Raw genomic sequence first — 17568 nt, 5'->3', positions numbered from 1 at the left:
AAAATAATTATGTGCAAGCTGTATTTAATAGGATTTTTATTCCATCAAAATAAATCATAACCACCATTTTGCAAATGTCTATGACTTATATATATTTATATTCTTAAGAAATCGAAAGGGGTAAGCTAAAAGACGTATAAACTATACATGTATAATATATAAAAAAGACTAGAAATAAAACGTCAACGGCTTCTGTTTTGAGGCTCAAAACAGAAAAAACAAATACAAAATCACGGGTTAATCAAACAAAATGGTTCATGAACTAAGATTCATGAACCATTTTTCATATAGGTATCCAAATTTCAAATTGATCTATTTCTGGTGGAGCTTAGCTAGATTACTGATAATCCCTAATATCTTCATCTGCTATTGGTGACTGTACTCGATAGACAGTAACAGTTTTAGGCAATAAATTCTCATCATATTCATAATCATAAAAAACGGCTACTAATGTATTTACTTTACCATAAAAAATAATGTACTCCATAATTTTGTCACCAACATTATTGTACTCATAATTAAATGTCTTAACAATAACACCATCTTTCTCGCTAATGACCTTTGTTAATAGATCATTTTCGTAATGGAAGGTGCTCGAAGTCATAACCTCTCCGTCTGCTGTAGTATCAATGGCTTTCAATATCTTATTATCATCATCTAAGTATGCGATTGCGATAAAGGTTATGCGACCGTCTGAAGCGTAATGTGTTTGTTTTTTAATCTTATTTCCATAAGAATACTCAGTAACGACTTCTAAACCGCCTTTAGAAACGGATTTCCTTTTTATCATCAAGTCATCTTCATAATAGTAGTACGTAGTAAATGATACTTCCCCATTTGAGTATGACCTATTTTCAATTAGTTGATTATTTTCATATAAATACTCAAAACGCATTTCAGAATCATCATCATGTATAGTGACTTTTTCTATAGCATTCTCATTATCATCGTATGTATTTGTGGTCTTTGAAACTGATCTGATATCATACCAAATGCCATCTATTTCTACTTTTCCATCTTTCATTTCATTAGTATAGGTATTTATTTCAGTTTCTTTTTTTACCAAACTATCACTTTTATTAGCTGTAATTTGATCAGCACATCCAGATAAGATAGTGTTCATTATCATTATTATAAAAATGAATATTGACAGATTTCTTTTCATCTTTTAACCTCCTTCAAATTTCAGAAATCCGAGATGGTCAGGCTTTTATAATTTTATTATCTGAAGTCACAAAACTATCTCATACATTCAATATTTATCTTATTTGAACTAATTACTTGTATTCCTTCATCTTCTAACTTTTTGTTCCATTCATTAATTAGATCTTCTGCTTTTTTATTAAAGCTACTATGTCCATTTTCAACTAGTACAACTTCATTACAAAACTTTATTCCACCAAGACATGCTGCCTTTACGCATCCATGTGTTACCAAACCTGTAATAACTATGGTTGAAATATTATTTTGCTTAAGAAAGTTAGGTAATAAATCTTCATCAAATACATTACTTTTAGTTTTGTTTATTTTGACATCACTATCTCTACTATCAAGTTCTGAGTGTATTTGCCATTCAGTTGAGTTTTCTTTAAGTATACTTTTATTTGTATGACGAATAAATATAATAGGACGCCTTTTATCTCTAAACTTCTCAATTAAACTATTTATGGTTTGAATTAATTCTTGTCCCTTAAATACTTGCGTTGTTTTATTAAATAATCCTTGTTGTACATCAATTACAATTAACGCTGCATTTGACATCACTACATTCACCCCCCCATATATATTCTCCTCAATTAGTGTATGTAATAGCCACATTGTAGGCTTATCAACCGTCCCTAAACTTCTGAGCTAATGTATTGCTTAAATGATACGCTCACTTATTTCTTTATATCTAAAAGATATCTAGGTAGTCCCAATGACTGTAATACACTTAGGGTAACTTGTTTTATAGATTTTTCTATATCTACATCCCCGGCATCATTATATACGGGTTGATGGGCATCAATCAATGTAACTTTATTTGAACCTAGTCGAAGTTTTAGGAAGTCGATACTCGGTTGTACATTCTCTACATAGAACTGATACCTTCTCTCTAAACTCTCTCTGTTATCATCCAATCTTTTTCTATTTAAAGCTCTTCTAATCATTTCTTCCTTAGTTATTGATAGGTGTATCACCTTAATAATGGGAATGTTGAACATCTCAAATGTCCTAATTAATTCTTCTGCTGCCTTTGTTGTTCTTGGGTATCCATCTAAAATAAATATCTCTTTCTGAAATTCATCATAGTATTCAAATGTTGCATTAATAAGATTAACTGTCCACTCATCAGGTACTAATAGCCCTTCCCTAACACAGAATTCTAACCAATCCAATTGACTTATTATATCTTTATCAGAATAGAAGAACATTAACTTATCCTCATATTTTTTAACTTTTAAAATTAGTTCCTCTCTATTTTGATTATAATCAAATACTGATACATTATCACTTATCTTGTATTTGTCAGATAATCGATCTCTGAAATCTGCGTCACTACGAGCTCTTTTTATAGTAGTACGCAAAATATCGCCCATAGAGAGATGTCTTTCTTTAGGTATTGATAGAAAATTTCTAAGTTCATTTGCAATTTGACCTTTCCCACAACTTGAAGGACCTGTAAGTATAATTGCTCCACAACCTTCTACCAGTACTTTTTGAACAATAATGTTAATCTTACCGCTGTCTATCCAATTATCCATTCCACTTCCCTCCAATTACTAATTCTGGACTATGCCAGTAAAATCCTATTTTGAAAGGTTTATTATCTAACCACAGTATGCTACGTTTCTTCTAACTCAAATTAATTACTTACTATATTAGTTATGCAAATTTTGTAAAATCCCTCTAACTAGTTTTGTCGAACTAAAAAGAACTACTCCAAATCGAGAGCAGTTCTCTATTATTCATTAAATGCAATTTTAGAGAATTAAATCTAAATAGTTTTACACTATCTAGATTTAATTGCAGTAGGGAATTGTGACTGTCCCACTCCGTCCCTTATCCCGTCTACATCTCTACTTTACTTACCTTTCGAAGTCTACCCTTAATGGGTGTATGTTGTAATGCCTGAAAAACCAACTCACCTTTATTGTTTAGTATCTCTACAAAGGTAGATATATCAAGTACATTGATGATACCTATATCATCCGCTGTCATACCATCAAGATTACAAAGCGTACCTACGATATCTACTGGTCTCATCTTAGTTTTCTTGCCTGCATTGATATGTAATTTCATAATTTCTTTGCTTAATTGCGCTCCTTTTGTTTCCTTAATCTCAGGAGCGGTGTTTATTTTTTTGATAAATTCCTGTTTGGAATTTTTTACAGTTTCTTGATTTGGTCTTTCTTTCAAAGGAATTTCTTTATCAATATATTGATGTATATCCTCTAGAAATTTACTTTCTTTTTGTGCTACAAATGTAATTGCTCGCCCTTGTCTACTTTTACGTCCAGTTCTTCCAATCCTATGTACATAGCTTTCACTATCTTCTGGTATATCGTAATTGATAACAAGTGAAATGTTATCTACATCTATTCCTCTCGCTGCAACGTCTGTAGCTATCAAATATCTAAAATAACCCTGCCTGAAATCATTCATCACTCTTAGGCGTGCACGCTGTTCCATTCCACCATGAATCTTTTCACAACTATACTTCAAACTTGCCAGTTCATCATAAACTTCCTCAACCTTTTGTCTTGTATTGCAAAATATCATACAACTATCTGGATTTTCCACTATCATAATATCTTTTAGAAGTTTCATCTTCTCTCTTTGATCAACGGTATATCTTTCTTGAGATATCCTGTCTGCTGCTGAATTTTCATCTTCTATTTCAATAAAAGTAGGCTCTTTCATGTATTTATTACATAAAGTTTCTATATCGCTTGGCATTGTAGCTGATAATAAAATGGTCACACGTTCTTTTGGCAAACTAGTTATTATGGTCTCTACTTGCTCCATAAATCCCATATTAAGCATTTCATCGGCTTCATCTATTACAAGATATTTTATTTTTGATGTATCAAATGTTCCTCTTTCCATATGGTCTATAATACGACCTGGCGTCCCCACCACCACATGTGTTTTTTGTTTCAGTTCCTTTTCTTGTTTATAAAAAGAAGACTTGCCGTAAATTGCAGGTACTTTAATCCTTTTAAACCTACCTATATTAAAAATATCTTCTTTGACCTGGATGGCCAGTTCTCTTGTTGGTGTAAGGACTAATGCTTGAGGTTTATTTTCATCCCAGTCTACTAATTCACAAATTGGAATGGCAAACGCCGCAGTCTTTCCACTTCCAGTTTGAGACTTTACTATGATATCCTTTTGATTTAATACAACAGGGATGACCTGTTCTTGAACTTTTGTAGGGCTTTCGAAGTTTAACATGCTGATTGCTTTTAATAAATCACTTCCTAATGGATAATCATTAAATTTAACTTTTGTCATTCAATCATCTCTTTCTCCACTATATTCCTGCATATCATATTATAGTTAATAACAACTTTTAGTTCTTATTTATCTTTCCTTACAAGCAATGAACAGCACTCCACATGAGTTGTCCATGGAAACATATCTACTGGTTGTACTTCTTCTAAAGAATACCCGCCGTCAGTTAAGATCTTTAGATCTCTTGCTAGGGTAGAAGGTTTGCAAGATACGTATACCACTGTCTTTGGAGCCATCTTAATAATAGTATCTAGCACTATTTGCTCACACCCTTTTCTAGGTGGGTCTATAACAACTACATCAGCAGTTATTCTTTCTTCATTAAGCTTTGGCATTACTACCTCTGCTTCACCTAGACAGAATTCTATATTTGTAATTCCATTTGTAGTAGCGTTTTTATCTGCATCCATTACAGCTGGTTCTACGCTTTCAATACCATATACCGTCTTTGCACTTTGTGCTAAGAAAAGTGATATAGTACCTGCGCCACAGTACACATCGAATACAGTTTCATTTCCTGTAAGTCCTGCATACTCAATAGCCTTCTTATAAAGCTTCTCTGTTTGTACAGGATTCACTTGGAAGAATGAACGTGGCGATATTGCAAATTCAAAATCTCCAATTTTATCAGTAATAGTTTCGCTACCATAGATAAAATAACTACCCTTAGCTAAACCTGTATTGATAGGTGATTTGTTTACATTTATAACTATACTCTTAATCTTATCTACCTTTGAAGTCAGCGCTGTAACTAGTGCCTCTTCCCAGTCGAAGTGCTTTCCATTTGTAACGATAATAACCATAACGTCACCATTAGCACTGGAGTTTCTAATCATTACTTTTCTAATAACACCCTTTTTAGTCTGAGTATTATACATTCTTATTTCATTTTCTTTAATAAACTCTCTTATAGTTTGAATGATAACGTCATTTACCTCATTTTGAAGAAGACACGTATTTACATTTACAATATTGTGAGTCTTCTTTTTATAAAAGCCTATGCTAGGCATCATTGGATTATCAGTTATTCCATCCTTAGCAATGGGATATAACACTTTATTTCTATATCTATTAGGATCATCCATACCGATAATGTTTTTCACATTAACATCTGTTAGACCTCCTATTCTTTCTAAAGCATCCTTTACTTGCTTCTCTTTTAATTTTAGCGTCGTTTCGTAGTTCATCTCTCTCAGCTGACATCCTCCACAGTCTTTACTATACTTACAATCTGATTCTATCCTATTTTTAGAAGGTTCTATAGTTTCAACTGTTTCTCCTAGTGCAAAACGTTTCTTTACCTTATTAATTTGAACTTTTACAATATCACCTAGAATAGCACCCTCAGCAAAAATGGTTAGACCTTCGTATCTACCTATACCTTCACCTGAATCACCCATATCTATTATCTCAACTTCTATAACGTCATTCTTTTTAACTAGTTCCATTATATTTTCCTCCAATTCTTATTCTTAACGATTAATTGTATCATAAAATCAAATCATTACCAGATATTTTTTGCACAAGTCCAATGGTTAGTGATTTCAATAATTATGTACAGGTTATGAAAATTTCTATATGTCATTGCTTGGTTACAAGCGTAAAATAGATCAGTTAATAATATTATTAGCTTTAGATCAATACAATTTAATTAAAAAAATCCCTATAAATCTTTATTTGAAATTTAAGAGGATAATTTTATGATTATTTATAGCTTTTCCATGACTAAATAAGCATATTCTTTATATCTTTGTTTCCACTTTTATAGAGCTTATATGTAAAAAATTCACTACTATGGTTCTCCCTACTTTCTATGTCTTTTATATAAATATAGCTAATATCAATCCTATAAAAATATCCAATTACTCTTGATAGTTCAGCGATATCTTCTCTTAAACTACTTTTTTTCATCCTCATCTATTATGGATTAATAAATTGTATTATTGCACAATATATATTATAATGACAATACTATATAAAGAAAGGAAGTATTTTTTTATGAGCAAAAAGAGCATTGTATCAAGGGTGGTATTTGAATAACACGCCTTAGATACTATTTGAACATATATTATCACTTTGCGTGTTATTCTTTTATCACCATACAATTGGTTGAGTAAAAAAATAACATATCAAAGGAGTATATTAAAGATGAATATATCAATTAGATTAGAAAATAAAAATGATTTTAGAAATGTAGAAAACATGACAAGAGAAGCATTTTGGGATATGTATAAGCCTGGTTGTGATGAACATTTAGTAGTTCATAAAATTAGAAAGACAAAGGCATTTATCAAAGAGTTAGATTTTGTTGCATGTGATGAAGAAAAAGTGGTTGGTAATGTGATTTATTCAAAGGCAAAGGTAATTAGTGAAAATAATGATGAGTTTGAAGTTCTATGCATGGGACCTCTTGGGGTATTACCTTCTTATCAAGGTAAAGGAATTGGAACTCTACTTATGAAACATTCTATCACAGTTGCAAAAGCACTAGGTTATAATGCAGTAATAATTTTTGGTAATCCAAACTATTATCATCGCTTTGGCTTTGAAAATGCTAAGAATCATAATATTCTAACATCACAAGGAGATAATTTTGAAGCTTTCATGGCATTGGAATTATATGAAGGTTCGCTTGACGGAATTTCTGGCAAGTTTTATGCAGATTCTGTTTTTGAAATAGATAAGGACGAATTGAATATTTTCGAAAAACAGTTTCCAAATAAGGAAAAACATTTTTCCGATAAACAATTATAATAGGTGTAACAAACTATTAAATAGTTAATTCTTAAAGAACTGATGAAGGGAAGTCAAAATGGCTTCCCTTGAAATTTATCTGATAATTGCTGTGCTGTCAGCTTTTTTTGTTAATAAACAGAATAACAATTTGAAGCAATAAATCTTCATTTCTTCACCTCTGTACTAAGTTTGTTTCTATTCTCACCTTAAAATTAAACCTTTAAATTAAATCTACCACCCTCATAGATTTTTCCGTTGATCTGTATTTCTATTTTGTAGTCACCACTATATAATTTTTTTGTGGTCATTTTCTTAAATAGATGCCTTTTCTCTACTGTCAATGGATCCCCTTTTTTAATCACGGCTTTCTTTATTTTGAATACTTTTTCAGATGTTTTATTATTCGCCATTGGGTAGGTTATTTTGTAATCTATGATGAGGCTCTCTTTTTTCATAGCTATGATATCAAATGAGAACTCTAAATATTCTCCTAGTTTTAAATCTTTTTTCAAAATCTTTAATTGCTTTACTTCTATCTCTGGTTCACGATTATAACCTAAAAACTCCAAGGTATTTATATGCCCTCTCTTAATTGAAGTTCTTAGCGCATGTCCAATAATATAAGACATCTCTTTATCCGTTTGCTTCTTAGATTTTTGCCACTTATCCAATATCTCAACTACATAATCGGGATCTATCTTAGACAAATCATTCAAATGATTGGCTACAGATCTTGTCACATACCTCTCATTGTCATAATAGAGATTGTCTAACACTTGTGCTCCCTTTTTATAATCAAAGTTTATGCCAATAGCCCATGGTAACTTAGGCCTTAGACCTTCACTGGCTAACCTTCTCTGATCTACATTATCACTGAGTGACCATTCCTCCATCTTCTCATAGGTTTCCTCTGGGAACTCATTAATAAATCTCCTGATGGCAAATTCGCCTGAAAAAAACTTTGTAAACTCTCCAATTGTATTTAACGACAGTTCCAAGTGCTCTCTTTTACAGCCATTTGCCATGACATAGTCGGTATAGGATGAAAAAGTAAAATCACCAGCTGCCGTTACATTTTTTAGGGAGTTCAGTAAAATAGCAATTGTCGTCTCATAGTTATCCGGTAAATACTTCTCTATTATTTCACGCATCCATGACATACGCTCCTTGAGTTCACGATTAGGAAATCCCCTAACAATATCATCTGTAAAGCTACGTTTATCAAGGTCTGGGTATGCGTTAACAATGCAATCTGCTACTATACCGACTGTTTCTTCATTAAATAACTGATCTTTAAGCAATAATGTAGTTTTTTCTGCCATTATAACACCTACTTCCTAGATATCTTACTACTTCATAAATTTTACTCATAACAAACCTCCTAAGATTTTAGTATGAGTCTATTATGCACTATCAATGTGGACACCATTATGTCTCAATTCATAAAATTTATTTTAATTTGACTAGTTTTCTCGAACTAAAAAGAACTACTCCTAATCGAAAGCAGTTCTCTCTTATTCGTTAAATACAGTTTTAGCAAAATAAAAAATTTGAGCATTACCTACTTGTATTTTTTCAGTCTTTTTCTAATGTCATAAACAATTAGTTTCTTTTCAGGTTCGTTTATTATTTCCGCAGACAATCTGCGAGCTTCCATGGGTATCATCCAAGATTCTATATCCTCATAAGTAATATCTGATAGTTTCTTATATTCATCTATAAAGACTTTAATTATTTCCTCTCTAATTGAATTAATATAGTCTTCAAATTCACTAGGAACATTTCTTTGTAATCTTGAATACCTAATTGTAATAATATATTCTGCTAAGTCAGCTTCCGGATTACCTATTGAAGCGTACGTCCAATCAATTAATAGAGCTTTATTGTCTCTGTCTCTAATTAATATATTGTTCATATTAGGGTCACCGTGGCACAATTGTTGTTTTAGCGGTATGCTATTTAAAATATCAATAACTAACTTCTTCTCTAAAATTCTTAGATGCTTTACCCTCTTTATAGAATCTATAATAGCCTTTCTTTGTGATGGCATATTCTGATTTGATTTTCTATGTGTTTCACTTAGAAGCTTAGCTGATATTCGCGCCATATCTTCATAATTGATTTTTTTTATATTCTCTTTAGCATTATAAGGCTTAAGGAATTGATTTTTAAAACGTTCCATCAATGTATGCCCATATATACGTTCAAATACAATTCCTAGTCGACCATCAACCTCTACTAATTCAAAAGGCTGGGGTACAGATAGTCCATTATCCCAAGCAAATTGACTGCTTAAATACTCTGTTAACATTGCTTGATGAGATTTTTGGGTTCTTGCCAGTTTAATTACTTTTCCATTATCTCCCCACTCAAAAATTTCAGCAGTAATTCCTTTATTAATTCTTCTACCCAATTTTCTACTCATTTCTTCCCCCTTATATTATTTCATTATTAACACTTATAGTAATGGCTGTTATTTTAACAAAGTAGTCAATACATCCATTACAAGGTTTTGGGAATAAACATTTGTTGAAGCTAAAGGTATCTGTGGTCTCTAAACGCTGAGTAGGAGTAGTAGTCGATGTATTTGCAGTTAGAAGTCTTTTATATGTCCAACTCCCTACAGCTGTCTCACTTCCTCCATCGGGTCTACACATCAAATCATACCGAAGTACTACTTCGGCAGTACCCGGAGGAGTAACACCATCATCGGGCTGTAATATTACTGAAATTTCATTAGAAAATCGAATATCAACTACTGGTTTAATAAAACATGAGACGTCAACAGTTACAAGGGTCGTATTAGTTGTTTGACCAGTAGTAAAAAAGCTTGTTTCACTACCGGGTATACCACATTCTATTAATATCCCCTTAGGACAAGGGCTGAGTACATCATCTTTAGCACAGTTCATATTTTTTCCACAATCACAATGCATCCTTCTATCACACTCCTTTTTATTCAAACTGTAATCTCTTTTAATTGAATCTGTCATAAAATCATTCCCTTTTTCTATATTGAATTTCAGTTTTATATCTATACTTCTTCCAGTTCATACTATGCAGTACTTAAAATCATGTGCTCACCTTAGATTGTCTGATATCAGATTTTATAGTTTTATGCCAAATCCATATTTTTTTCTAAATTGTATATTCAAGTAAAAGTGAACATATTTACTGTCACCTTAACTCTTCTAACCATGCTATCAAATTTATCACAGATTCAATATAACATCATATGATGTAATGAAAATGGAGTATATACGTTGTTACGATATAGCCAATATAGAGCTTATTTTTCTTGAGCGAGCTTCAATCAAATAGAGTCGAAAAACATTAATTTATCCATTATTAATGGGAACACAAACATTTTTAATTTTACTTTTTGTGACTGTATGACTTGTCCCGAATGCTGTGATTATTTCGTAACCGTTACACCTATTAGGATAGAAAATGCAATAGTGACAGTTAGCAATGGTACAATAGCGGCTTTGGCTCAGGAAGGTTAACCGAATAATCTTGGTTAAAATATTAGACAAAAAATATAAAGACGATTCAGTTCGTCTTTGTTACAAGATAAGGGAAAAGAAATGCTTCTTAAAGGCTTTTATACTTTTAATTAGTTTTATCGAACAAAAAAAGAACTGCTCCTTCTCAAGAGCAGTTCTCTGTTCCTCTGCTAAGTTATAATAAAAAGTAGATTATTTTTCTTTTCCAGCAATCCCTACTGTTAATCTAATTATCTCTGTCAATTTCTCTCCTGTGTCTGAAGCTATACCCTTCATTAAGTATATATCATATGTTCCAGATACTTTATCACTGTCTTTCGTCTTGATGACAAGCTTTTTATTATCTTTGTCATATACAAATATAAAGTCGCTATGATTCTTCTCATATCGATATGAAATCTTATTACTATCTTCAAATATCTTTATATACTCACTATTAATATAACTTTCGTCTATATCCTTTTTAAATACAATGGTAACTTCTGAGTTTGTGTTGCCAACCTTTTGAACTACACTATCATTTTCTCTCTTTATAAGCTCTGTGGTCGGTGTTACATCTGCTATCCAATCATCCACAAAGCCTTTATACAATGGTTTAGCAATACGTCTATAGTAACTCCATTCCATTTCTTCTAATGGCTTAATTAATGAAGATGTATTTTCATATTCTTCCTTAAGACTATCAGCATCATATTCTCTAAAGCTTATCATTTCAGTTCCATTTATATTCCAGGTAGTAACTTCTTTTACTTTTTGTTTTAAATCAGAGCTTACCGTTTTTATTAATGCATTTTCATCTTCGTCGAGACGCCATGACACATCGCAAGTTAATCTCAATGTATCCTTAAGCATATCACCATCTTCAGAGGCGATTCCTTCCATAAGATATACGTCAAATCTGCTACCTATATAATTATCAATGATATTATCATCTTGGTCATATAAGACACGGGAAAAATCATTACCTAAGTTTATCTTATCATTAATCTTTCTTAGAGTAAGCTTTAATGTATTAGTCTCTCTGTCATAATTACGCTCAAACCAGTATCCTACATACTCATCTTTCATGTATATTGGAATGTATTTTTCATTTATATATTCTTCTTTAATAGCTTTATTAAAACTTATAACTATCTCATTCATGCTACCTGAAATTTTCTCCACAGCTTCACTATGTACTGTTTTCTCTAACTCCATAATAGGGTTTGTAGACTTTATCAAATTGTTGTATGTGTCTGTTGTTAGTGCCTTGGAAGCTTCTTTTAGCTTTGAGATATATTCTCTATCTAAGTTATTACGATATGTTATTGAGTACGCATAAATATTCTTTCTTGTACCGTCCCAATAAAAATCTCCTAATGCTTCTATACAGATTAGTCTCTTTCCATTTAAACTATAAATATTATGTTCTACTGAACCGCTTTCATCTACTACATATACCTCATCTTTAGTAGATGTATATTCTCCTATAAGTTTATTAGGTATTTCCGCTCTAGCACTCGCATCTAAATCAAATTCTACACAATATTTGAATACCTTTTTTGTCGTTGCTCCAGATTGATCTTTAATGCCATTCAAGAAGTATACTGTAAATATCTCTCTATTATTATGATAATCTTTTCGAGTGAAATTCTCATCATCAAATTTATAGTTACTAAAGCTTTCTGGTTTCATTTTTATGGTTAATTGTTTAGAATCTTCATCATATGTATATAAGAAATAATTGGAGACGTTCTTATCTCTATAATATATTGGTACATATTTAGGATTGATATATTCCTTTTTAAAGTTCTTGGAGAAATGTACAGTTACAGTGTCCTTAACTGTTCCCATTAATTTAGTTGTTCCATGTATAGTTGAAACTGTATCATAGCTTGGCTCAACATAGTCTATGAAGTCCTTATAGTCATCTTCTTTATGATTTTCATACACCGGATACGATATACTTTCATTTACAACTGATTCTTTATCTGGATAATAGTTTGTAAGTATACTTGTAACAGAGGTTTCATCATTTTTCACAACATCATAGCCATAGTTGGATAATTGGTCAATATCTACATATGTATTTCCATTTATATTGTAGGATTCTATGTATTTTCCATTTACATATGCTTTTATATTTGTTGTATAACATTTTCCTTTAATCATATCATTGTCATCGTCGGTAAAACTTGATGTCACTTTCACTGAAAATAATATTATAAGGCATAAAAATGTAAGTATAATATTCTTCATCAATTTCATTATCTATTCCTCCAATTAATTAATGATTTTCACCCATATTATACCAAATACAAGGTTGCTTGTCTAAATCTTGAATATTAACGGCAGACTGTAATTTGAGCTAATAATTCCAATCATACAAAGTTTATGCATGCTCTTGTGTGATTGAGGTTAATATATATTTATATAAAACTATTAATTTACTTTTAAAATCAAGTTAATTCCTATCAGAGGAGAATTTTACTTTCTTTAAAGTACAAAACTATCCACACACTTTAGGAGGATTAGCAATATGGAAAATAACAAGCGTAAACGCAATGATAAAATTCTAGCTATAATTTTTGCTGTATTGACAGTATTATTTATTATTTTATCATTTGCTAGCAAAGAGTTTTTCAATTGGGCTTTTGAACGACATCACAACCTGTTAAGCTGGTATATTAGACCATTGTTTCTAATACCTTTTTGCTATTTTGCGTACAAAAGGAGCTGGGGTGGTATTTCTGGAACGATTTTTCTACTGTTAACAAGCATGTTCTGGTTTCCAAAACCTGAAACTTCGAGTGAAATGGTAAATCAATTTCTAGCAATGGAGATGGAATATTTGAGTGGTGAGTGGGGAATAGCTAAAATTTTGATGACACTCCTCATACCAATTTCATTCGCTGCTCTTGGAGTAGCTCTGTGGAAGCGTAGTTTGTGGTTTGGATTAGCAGTTGTTATTTTTATGGCTGTGGGTAAAATGATTTGGAGTGTAGCAAGCGGCGGAGAATCGGGAAAATCTATTTTTGTACCAGCAATTATAGGTCTGGTTATTTGCATAGGTGTAATTTATTTGGGATTTAGAAAGCTTGAGAAGAAGAAAAAGCAGTAATAAGAAAAAATTATCTTTGATAAAAAATATGTTTGATAACAGAAGCCAATTCAGTAATAGAAAAGGCTGCATCTGTACAATTACGACTAGATGTTGCATCCACTTGAATGAGGGTCTATTGCTATTATGTATTATAAGACTATTGCGTCATAATGCTTTCTGGGTTATTTTTTCTTTTAAATTTTCATAAAACTTTTCATCTAATTTAAGCTTTCTTCTAGTTTTCTTAGATAGTATTATTGCTCCATTTGGACAATGATGTACACACCGAAAACAAAATTCACATTTTTCCATTTCATGATGAGGATATTCTCCAATCACACTCCAGCATTTTCTTATACAGTCATTAGCGCACTTGTTGCAATTAATACAATATTCTTTTAGTAATCTTAATTTATGCTTAAAAGCTTTTCCTAAAACTTTATTAGGGTAATTCAGTATTGTGTATAATTTAAATGGCGGACATTTAAGTTCATCAATATCATTTTTAATAATCATTTCTATTTTTTTTATATCTGTATTTATTTTATAGTCTATATTTTTCTCATAATTAAACATAAATGGTATTGACGGTAGAAGTAATGCTCCATCGGTAGCAGGTGCTCTATATACTGAGTATCCATTTATATTCAAGTTCTTGGATGAACATTTCTTTATAAATTCCCTTAATGCATTTCCTGAGTATAGTCCGCATGTAGTGAATACAAAAGCTTTTTTGGGCTCATCAAATACTGGCATATTTTTAATAAACTCCATCATAGAATGAGAAGGGCTACAATGATATGTAGGAAACGCAAAAATTAAGAACTCATAAGTCATAAGTTTTTTATAATCATACTCTAAATCAATTGAAGTTATATCTATAGAATGTGAAGCTAACTTTTTATAGTAAATCTCTGCAATTGTTTTAGTACTTCCTGCTCCTGAATGATACAATATTAATAATTTACGCTTATTCTCCATATAAAATTCCTCTCCATTATGTATCACTTTTCAAAAATATAAAGCTTACCATTTGCTGGTAGCTTAAAGTTTACTCCTTTGAAGCCTCGCTTTTTCAATTCTTCTTTAAGACAAATCATTGCAAATCCATGACTTACAATAAGAATATCTTCATCGGATTCTAATAGTATTTCATTTAAACAAGATTCTATCTGGTTTTTGTATTCAGAAAGACATCGATTTGATTTCAACTTTTCAAATTGTATCAAAACTACCCAGAATAAAAAAGGCAACCTATGATTTCTTTCAAAAAGAGGTATTGGATTAAACTCTCTTAATCCTTGTAGAATAGTAATGTTTCCACTATAAATGTTCTCAGCAGTTTTTACTGCTCTAGGCATATCACTTGAATAACAACTTTTCCACGAGACATTACATAAGTCAACTTGCTCACATTCAACATCAGCTTTATCGTATTCATCAAGCCATGTAGATAGTTCATCTCGTGATATAAATGCCTTCTTAGGTAATTTCATTTTAACTTTGAAATGTCTAACTAAACCAATTCTCATTAATTATCCATCCTATTCAAAACCATTATTGATTCTTTCTTCCTGTAGTTATACAATCACTACAAATCTCTTAAAATACTTCTGGTTAATGCTCATTATTTTTGCAAAATCTCTCTTAAATCATCTACACTCTTAATTCTACTTACATCATAGTCTAACTCGCTTAACACAAAGGAGTAATTCTTCCCTTTTCCCTTTACGAGTCCAAGTCCTCTTGCAAAATACGATTTTGAAGTTTCTCCCCTTTTCTTATGTGTTACTTCTATTGCTTCAAAATCACCTATAGGAGTTTCCACTTTTACACTATCATCTGTTATTTTATTGTTTCCTAACTCATTACTCCATTCAGTCCCCTCTTTTATCGGCCCTTTTAAAAATATTAAGTCCATTTCTTGTTGTTCATTAATATAACTCTCTGCCAAAAGACCAACCCCAAGATCCATATATATAAGTTTAAAGTATTCGCCACTTTTTTCATAAACCATAAGATTCCCAATAAAGTTAAAGGTTTTTCCAAGTGCCTCAACTTTAATTTCTTTATCATCATTACTAATACTTCTTATTTGTACCTTATTTTCTGAAACAATATCTACAAAATCTATATTGGTGACACCTCCAGAATCGTTCTTATAGACTTTAATCATAGGCTTACTTGGAATAAAGTCTGTAACTAATAATCCTGTGTTATCTATAGATGCACTGTCATTCTCAATACCGTCATAAAAAAATAAGGCTACTAATATTACTCCAATAGAAACTGTTCCTATTATAAGTATCTTTCTCATATTATATCCCCCAAATACCAACATAAAAATTGTTATACTTCTGCCTTTAAACCTAGTGGACTGACATATCAAGCATGTCACATTTGACTAAATTTACTCCCCAAGGATTTCTTACTTAATATTTTACAAATACTTTGAATCTCCTTAGATGAATAATCTCTTTGAAATCTCATTTTAAGTTTTTTATAATATGAAAATCTAAACATTGAAATCTTTTCAATTTCTTTTATGTATTTTCTACTAAACATTTTCTTGTTCTTTGATATAGCTTCCAAAATCATAATAATGCAGCTATCATGTATGACTTTCTTAAGCTTTGGTGAGTCCTGTGAATCAAAGGTATCACAGGACTCCAACACCGACTCAATGAACCAAAATAATTTATTTACTAATATATCTAAAGGCCATTTGCCTGCAACCTGAGAAAATACAGTCATATGCTGATTTTCTAAATCTACCTGCACATCTTGAAGGTCATCAATTAATTGTAAAAATACTCCATAGCCAAACATAAAAACGGCTTCTTCTTTTAACAGTTCTCCCTTTATCAAGAAACCGTCTGTCAATACGGAGGTTCCTCCCTTTTCAAAGCTAATTCCTAAAATATCATTTTCATGGGGAAGGCTTTTTCCTTTTTGTTGGGCAAGACTTTTCTCTTGTGCACTATGTATAGATAATAGACTTTCAAAAACCTTAGGATATCTATCTCTTGGAAACTCATCTTCAATTTTTCTAACAAGATCAAATACATGTTTCTCATTGGAATTTGACGCTTCAACTTCTTTTCCTGATAAACATTTCCTGAATTTATTGTTGAAATCAATTTTTTCCTTAATTATTATATCAGTGTTATCTAGATAGTTGTCGCTATATGGATATAGCATACTGTAGGAGAAAATAGAAGGTGTTAATCTTACTTGAGTATCGAGCAGTATTTGAATACTATTCATAATCCATACATTTCTAATAGCTTGAAAAATGTCGTAAACTTCAATATCAGGATCAAAAATTGTAGCTTCTTTTAAAAACTCATCTGTAACATCTATATACCCCTTCTCAACGAAGAAATCTAGACATCTATTTTCATATCCGATTATTCCATTTTCTATTTCTGCTATTAAAGAAATGATTTTATCATATAAATCAGTTCTTTCAAATTCTTCTTTAGGTGTTTGTCTCAGTTCACTGCGAAGTTTTTTTCTAAATCCTTCTACTTTCCTTTCATTAGTAAATTTATTTAGAAAACTAATATCCGTTTTGCCCTGAGGAAAATCAGTTTTACAGCTCCACCATAATGATAAGTATTTAAACTTAAGGAACTCTACAAAATCATTAAAGTCCTTTGTGCTATAACTTTTATTATCATTTTTTTCTTCCAAGTTCAAACCTTGCATTTATATCTCACCATCCACATGATAGCTTAAAACAAT

The 17568-nt window shown here is 31.2% G+C and carries 17 protein-coding genes; 3 read left to right on the top strand and 14 right to left on the bottom strand.

The genetic code is table 11. From position 1 onward, the window contains the following. Positions 1-337: 337 nt before the first annotated feature. The 6 genes from R9X47_RS28495 to R9X47_RS28470 all read right to left on the bottom strand — a co-directional run bounded on the left by R9X47_RS28495 (position 338) and on the right by R9X47_RS28470 (position 6408). A complete protein-coding gene (locus R9X47_RS28495) occupies positions 338-1165 on the bottom strand; it encodes a hypothetical protein (protein ID WP_432664443.1) in 828 nt (275 codons plus the stop codon). A 74-nt stretch (positions 1166-1239) separates the two neighbouring features. Beyond that, positions 1240-1761, bottom strand: a complete 522-nt coding sequence (locus R9X47_RS28490; RefSeq protein WP_432667707.1) for a cysteine hydrolase family protein — start codon at positions 1759-1761, stop codon at positions 1240-1242. Between the two features lie 119 nt (positions 1762-1880). Next, positions 1881-2744 (bottom strand): nucleoside monophosphate kinase, encoded by an 864-nt coding sequence (locus R9X47_RS28485; RefSeq protein ID WP_432664442.1) that lies wholly within the window; start codon positions 2742-2744, stop codon positions 1881-1883. A gap of 307 nt (positions 2745-3051) precedes the next feature. Further along, positions 3052-4497 carry a DEAD/DEAH box helicase gene (locus R9X47_RS28480; protein WP_432664441.1) on the bottom strand — a complete coding sequence of 482 codons (1446 nt, stop codon included), beginning with the start codon at positions 4495-4497 and terminating at the stop codon, positions 3052-3054. Positions 4498-4562: 65 nt separating this feature from the next. After that, positions 4563-5945, bottom strand: coding sequence for a 23S rRNA (uracil(1939)-C(5))-methyltransferase RlmD (gene rlmD / locus R9X47_RS28475; protein WP_432664440.1), 1383 nt, complete (start codon positions 5943-5945; stop codon positions 4563-4565). A gap of 277 nt (positions 5946-6222) precedes the next feature. After that, positions 6223-6408, bottom strand: a complete 186-nt coding sequence (locus R9X47_RS28470; protein ID WP_432664439.1) for a hypothetical protein — start codon at positions 6406-6408, stop codon at positions 6223-6225. Positions 6409-6645: 237 nt separating this feature from the next. Here R9X47_RS28470 and R9X47_RS28465 point away from each other — a divergent pair, with 237 nt between their 5' ends. Further along, the gene (locus R9X47_RS28465; RefSeq protein ID WP_432664438.1) at positions 6646-7251 is read left to right on the top strand and encodes a GNAT family N-acetyltransferase; all 606 of its coding nucleotides are present in this window, start codon (positions 6646-6648) and stop codon (positions 7249-7251) included. A gap of 194 nt (positions 7252-7445) precedes the next feature. Here R9X47_RS28465 and R9X47_RS28460 read toward each other — a convergent pair whose 3' ends face one another. The 3 genes from R9X47_RS28460 to R9X47_RS28450 form a co-directional block, all read right to left on the bottom strand. Next, positions 7446-8555, bottom strand: coding sequence for a hypothetical protein (locus tag R9X47_RS28460; protein WP_432664437.1), 1110 nt, complete (start codon positions 8553-8555; stop codon positions 7446-7448). 239 nt (positions 8556-8794) lie between these two features. Continuing rightward, on the bottom strand, positions 8795-9658 hold the full coding sequence (locus R9X47_RS28455; RefSeq protein ID WP_432664436.1) for a phosphotransferase: 864 nt from the start codon (positions 9656-9658) through the stop codon (positions 8795-8797). Positions 9659-9668: 10 nt separating this feature from the next. Beyond that, positions 9669-10226 (bottom strand): DUF4489 domain-containing protein, encoded by a 558-nt coding sequence (locus tag R9X47_RS28450; RefSeq protein ID WP_432664435.1) that lies wholly within the window; start codon positions 10224-10226, stop codon positions 9669-9671. A 324-nt stretch (positions 10227-10550) separates the two neighbouring features. Between R9X47_RS28450 and R9X47_RS28445 the strand changes: the two genes are divergently transcribed. Further along, on the top strand, positions 10551-10739 hold the full coding sequence (locus tag R9X47_RS28445; protein ID WP_432667706.1) for a DUF4489 domain-containing protein: 189 nt from the start codon (positions 10551-10553) through the stop codon (positions 10737-10739). Positions 10740-10931: 192 nt separating this feature from the next. On the opposite strand, the gene R9X47_RS28440 is transcribed toward R9X47_RS28445, so the two are convergent. Further along, positions 10932-12986: a hypothetical protein gene (locus R9X47_RS28440; RefSeq protein WP_432664434.1), complete on the bottom strand. Its 2055-nt coding sequence runs from the start codon at positions 12984-12986 to the stop codon at positions 10932-10934. A 271-nt stretch (positions 12987-13257) separates the two neighbouring features. On the opposite strand from R9X47_RS28440, the gene R9X47_RS28435 reads away from it, so the two are divergent. Next, on the top strand, positions 13258-13839 hold the full coding sequence (locus R9X47_RS28435; protein ID WP_432664433.1) for a hypothetical protein: 582 nt from the start codon (positions 13258-13260) through the stop codon (positions 13837-13839). Positions 13840-13986: 147 nt separating this feature from the next. Here R9X47_RS28435 and R9X47_RS28430 read toward each other — a convergent pair whose 3' ends face one another. From R9X47_RS28430 to R9X47_RS28415, 4 genes are all read right to left on the bottom strand, one after another. Further along, positions 13987-14802 carry an EFR1 family ferrodoxin gene (locus R9X47_RS28430; RefSeq protein WP_432664432.1) on the bottom strand — a complete coding sequence of 272 codons (816 nt, stop codon included), beginning with the start codon at positions 14800-14802 and terminating at the stop codon, positions 13987-13989. 23 nt (positions 14803-14825) lie between these two features. Further along, on the bottom strand, positions 14826-15353 hold the full coding sequence (locus R9X47_RS28425; protein WP_432664431.1) for a histidine phosphatase family protein: 528 nt from the start codon (positions 15351-15353) through the stop codon (positions 14826-14828). 95 nt (positions 15354-15448) lie between these two features. Then, a complete protein-coding gene (locus R9X47_RS28420; RefSeq protein ID WP_432664430.1) occupies positions 15449-16138 on the bottom strand; it encodes a hypothetical protein in 690 nt (229 codons plus the stop codon). 77 nt (positions 16139-16215) lie between these two features. Continuing rightward, on the bottom strand, positions 16216-17532 hold the full coding sequence (locus R9X47_RS28415; protein ID WP_432664429.1) for a hypothetical protein: 1317 nt from the start codon (positions 17530-17532) through the stop codon (positions 16216-16218). Between the last annotated feature and the right edge of the window lie 36 nt (positions 17533-17568).

The sequence above is a fragment of the Wukongibacter baidiensis genome (assembly GCF_050888315.1).
GTDB lineage: Bacteria > Bacillota > Clostridia > Peptostreptococcales > Caminicellaceae > Wukongibacter > Wukongibacter baidiensis.
This window is presented reverse-complemented; position numbering and strand designations above follow the sequence as displayed.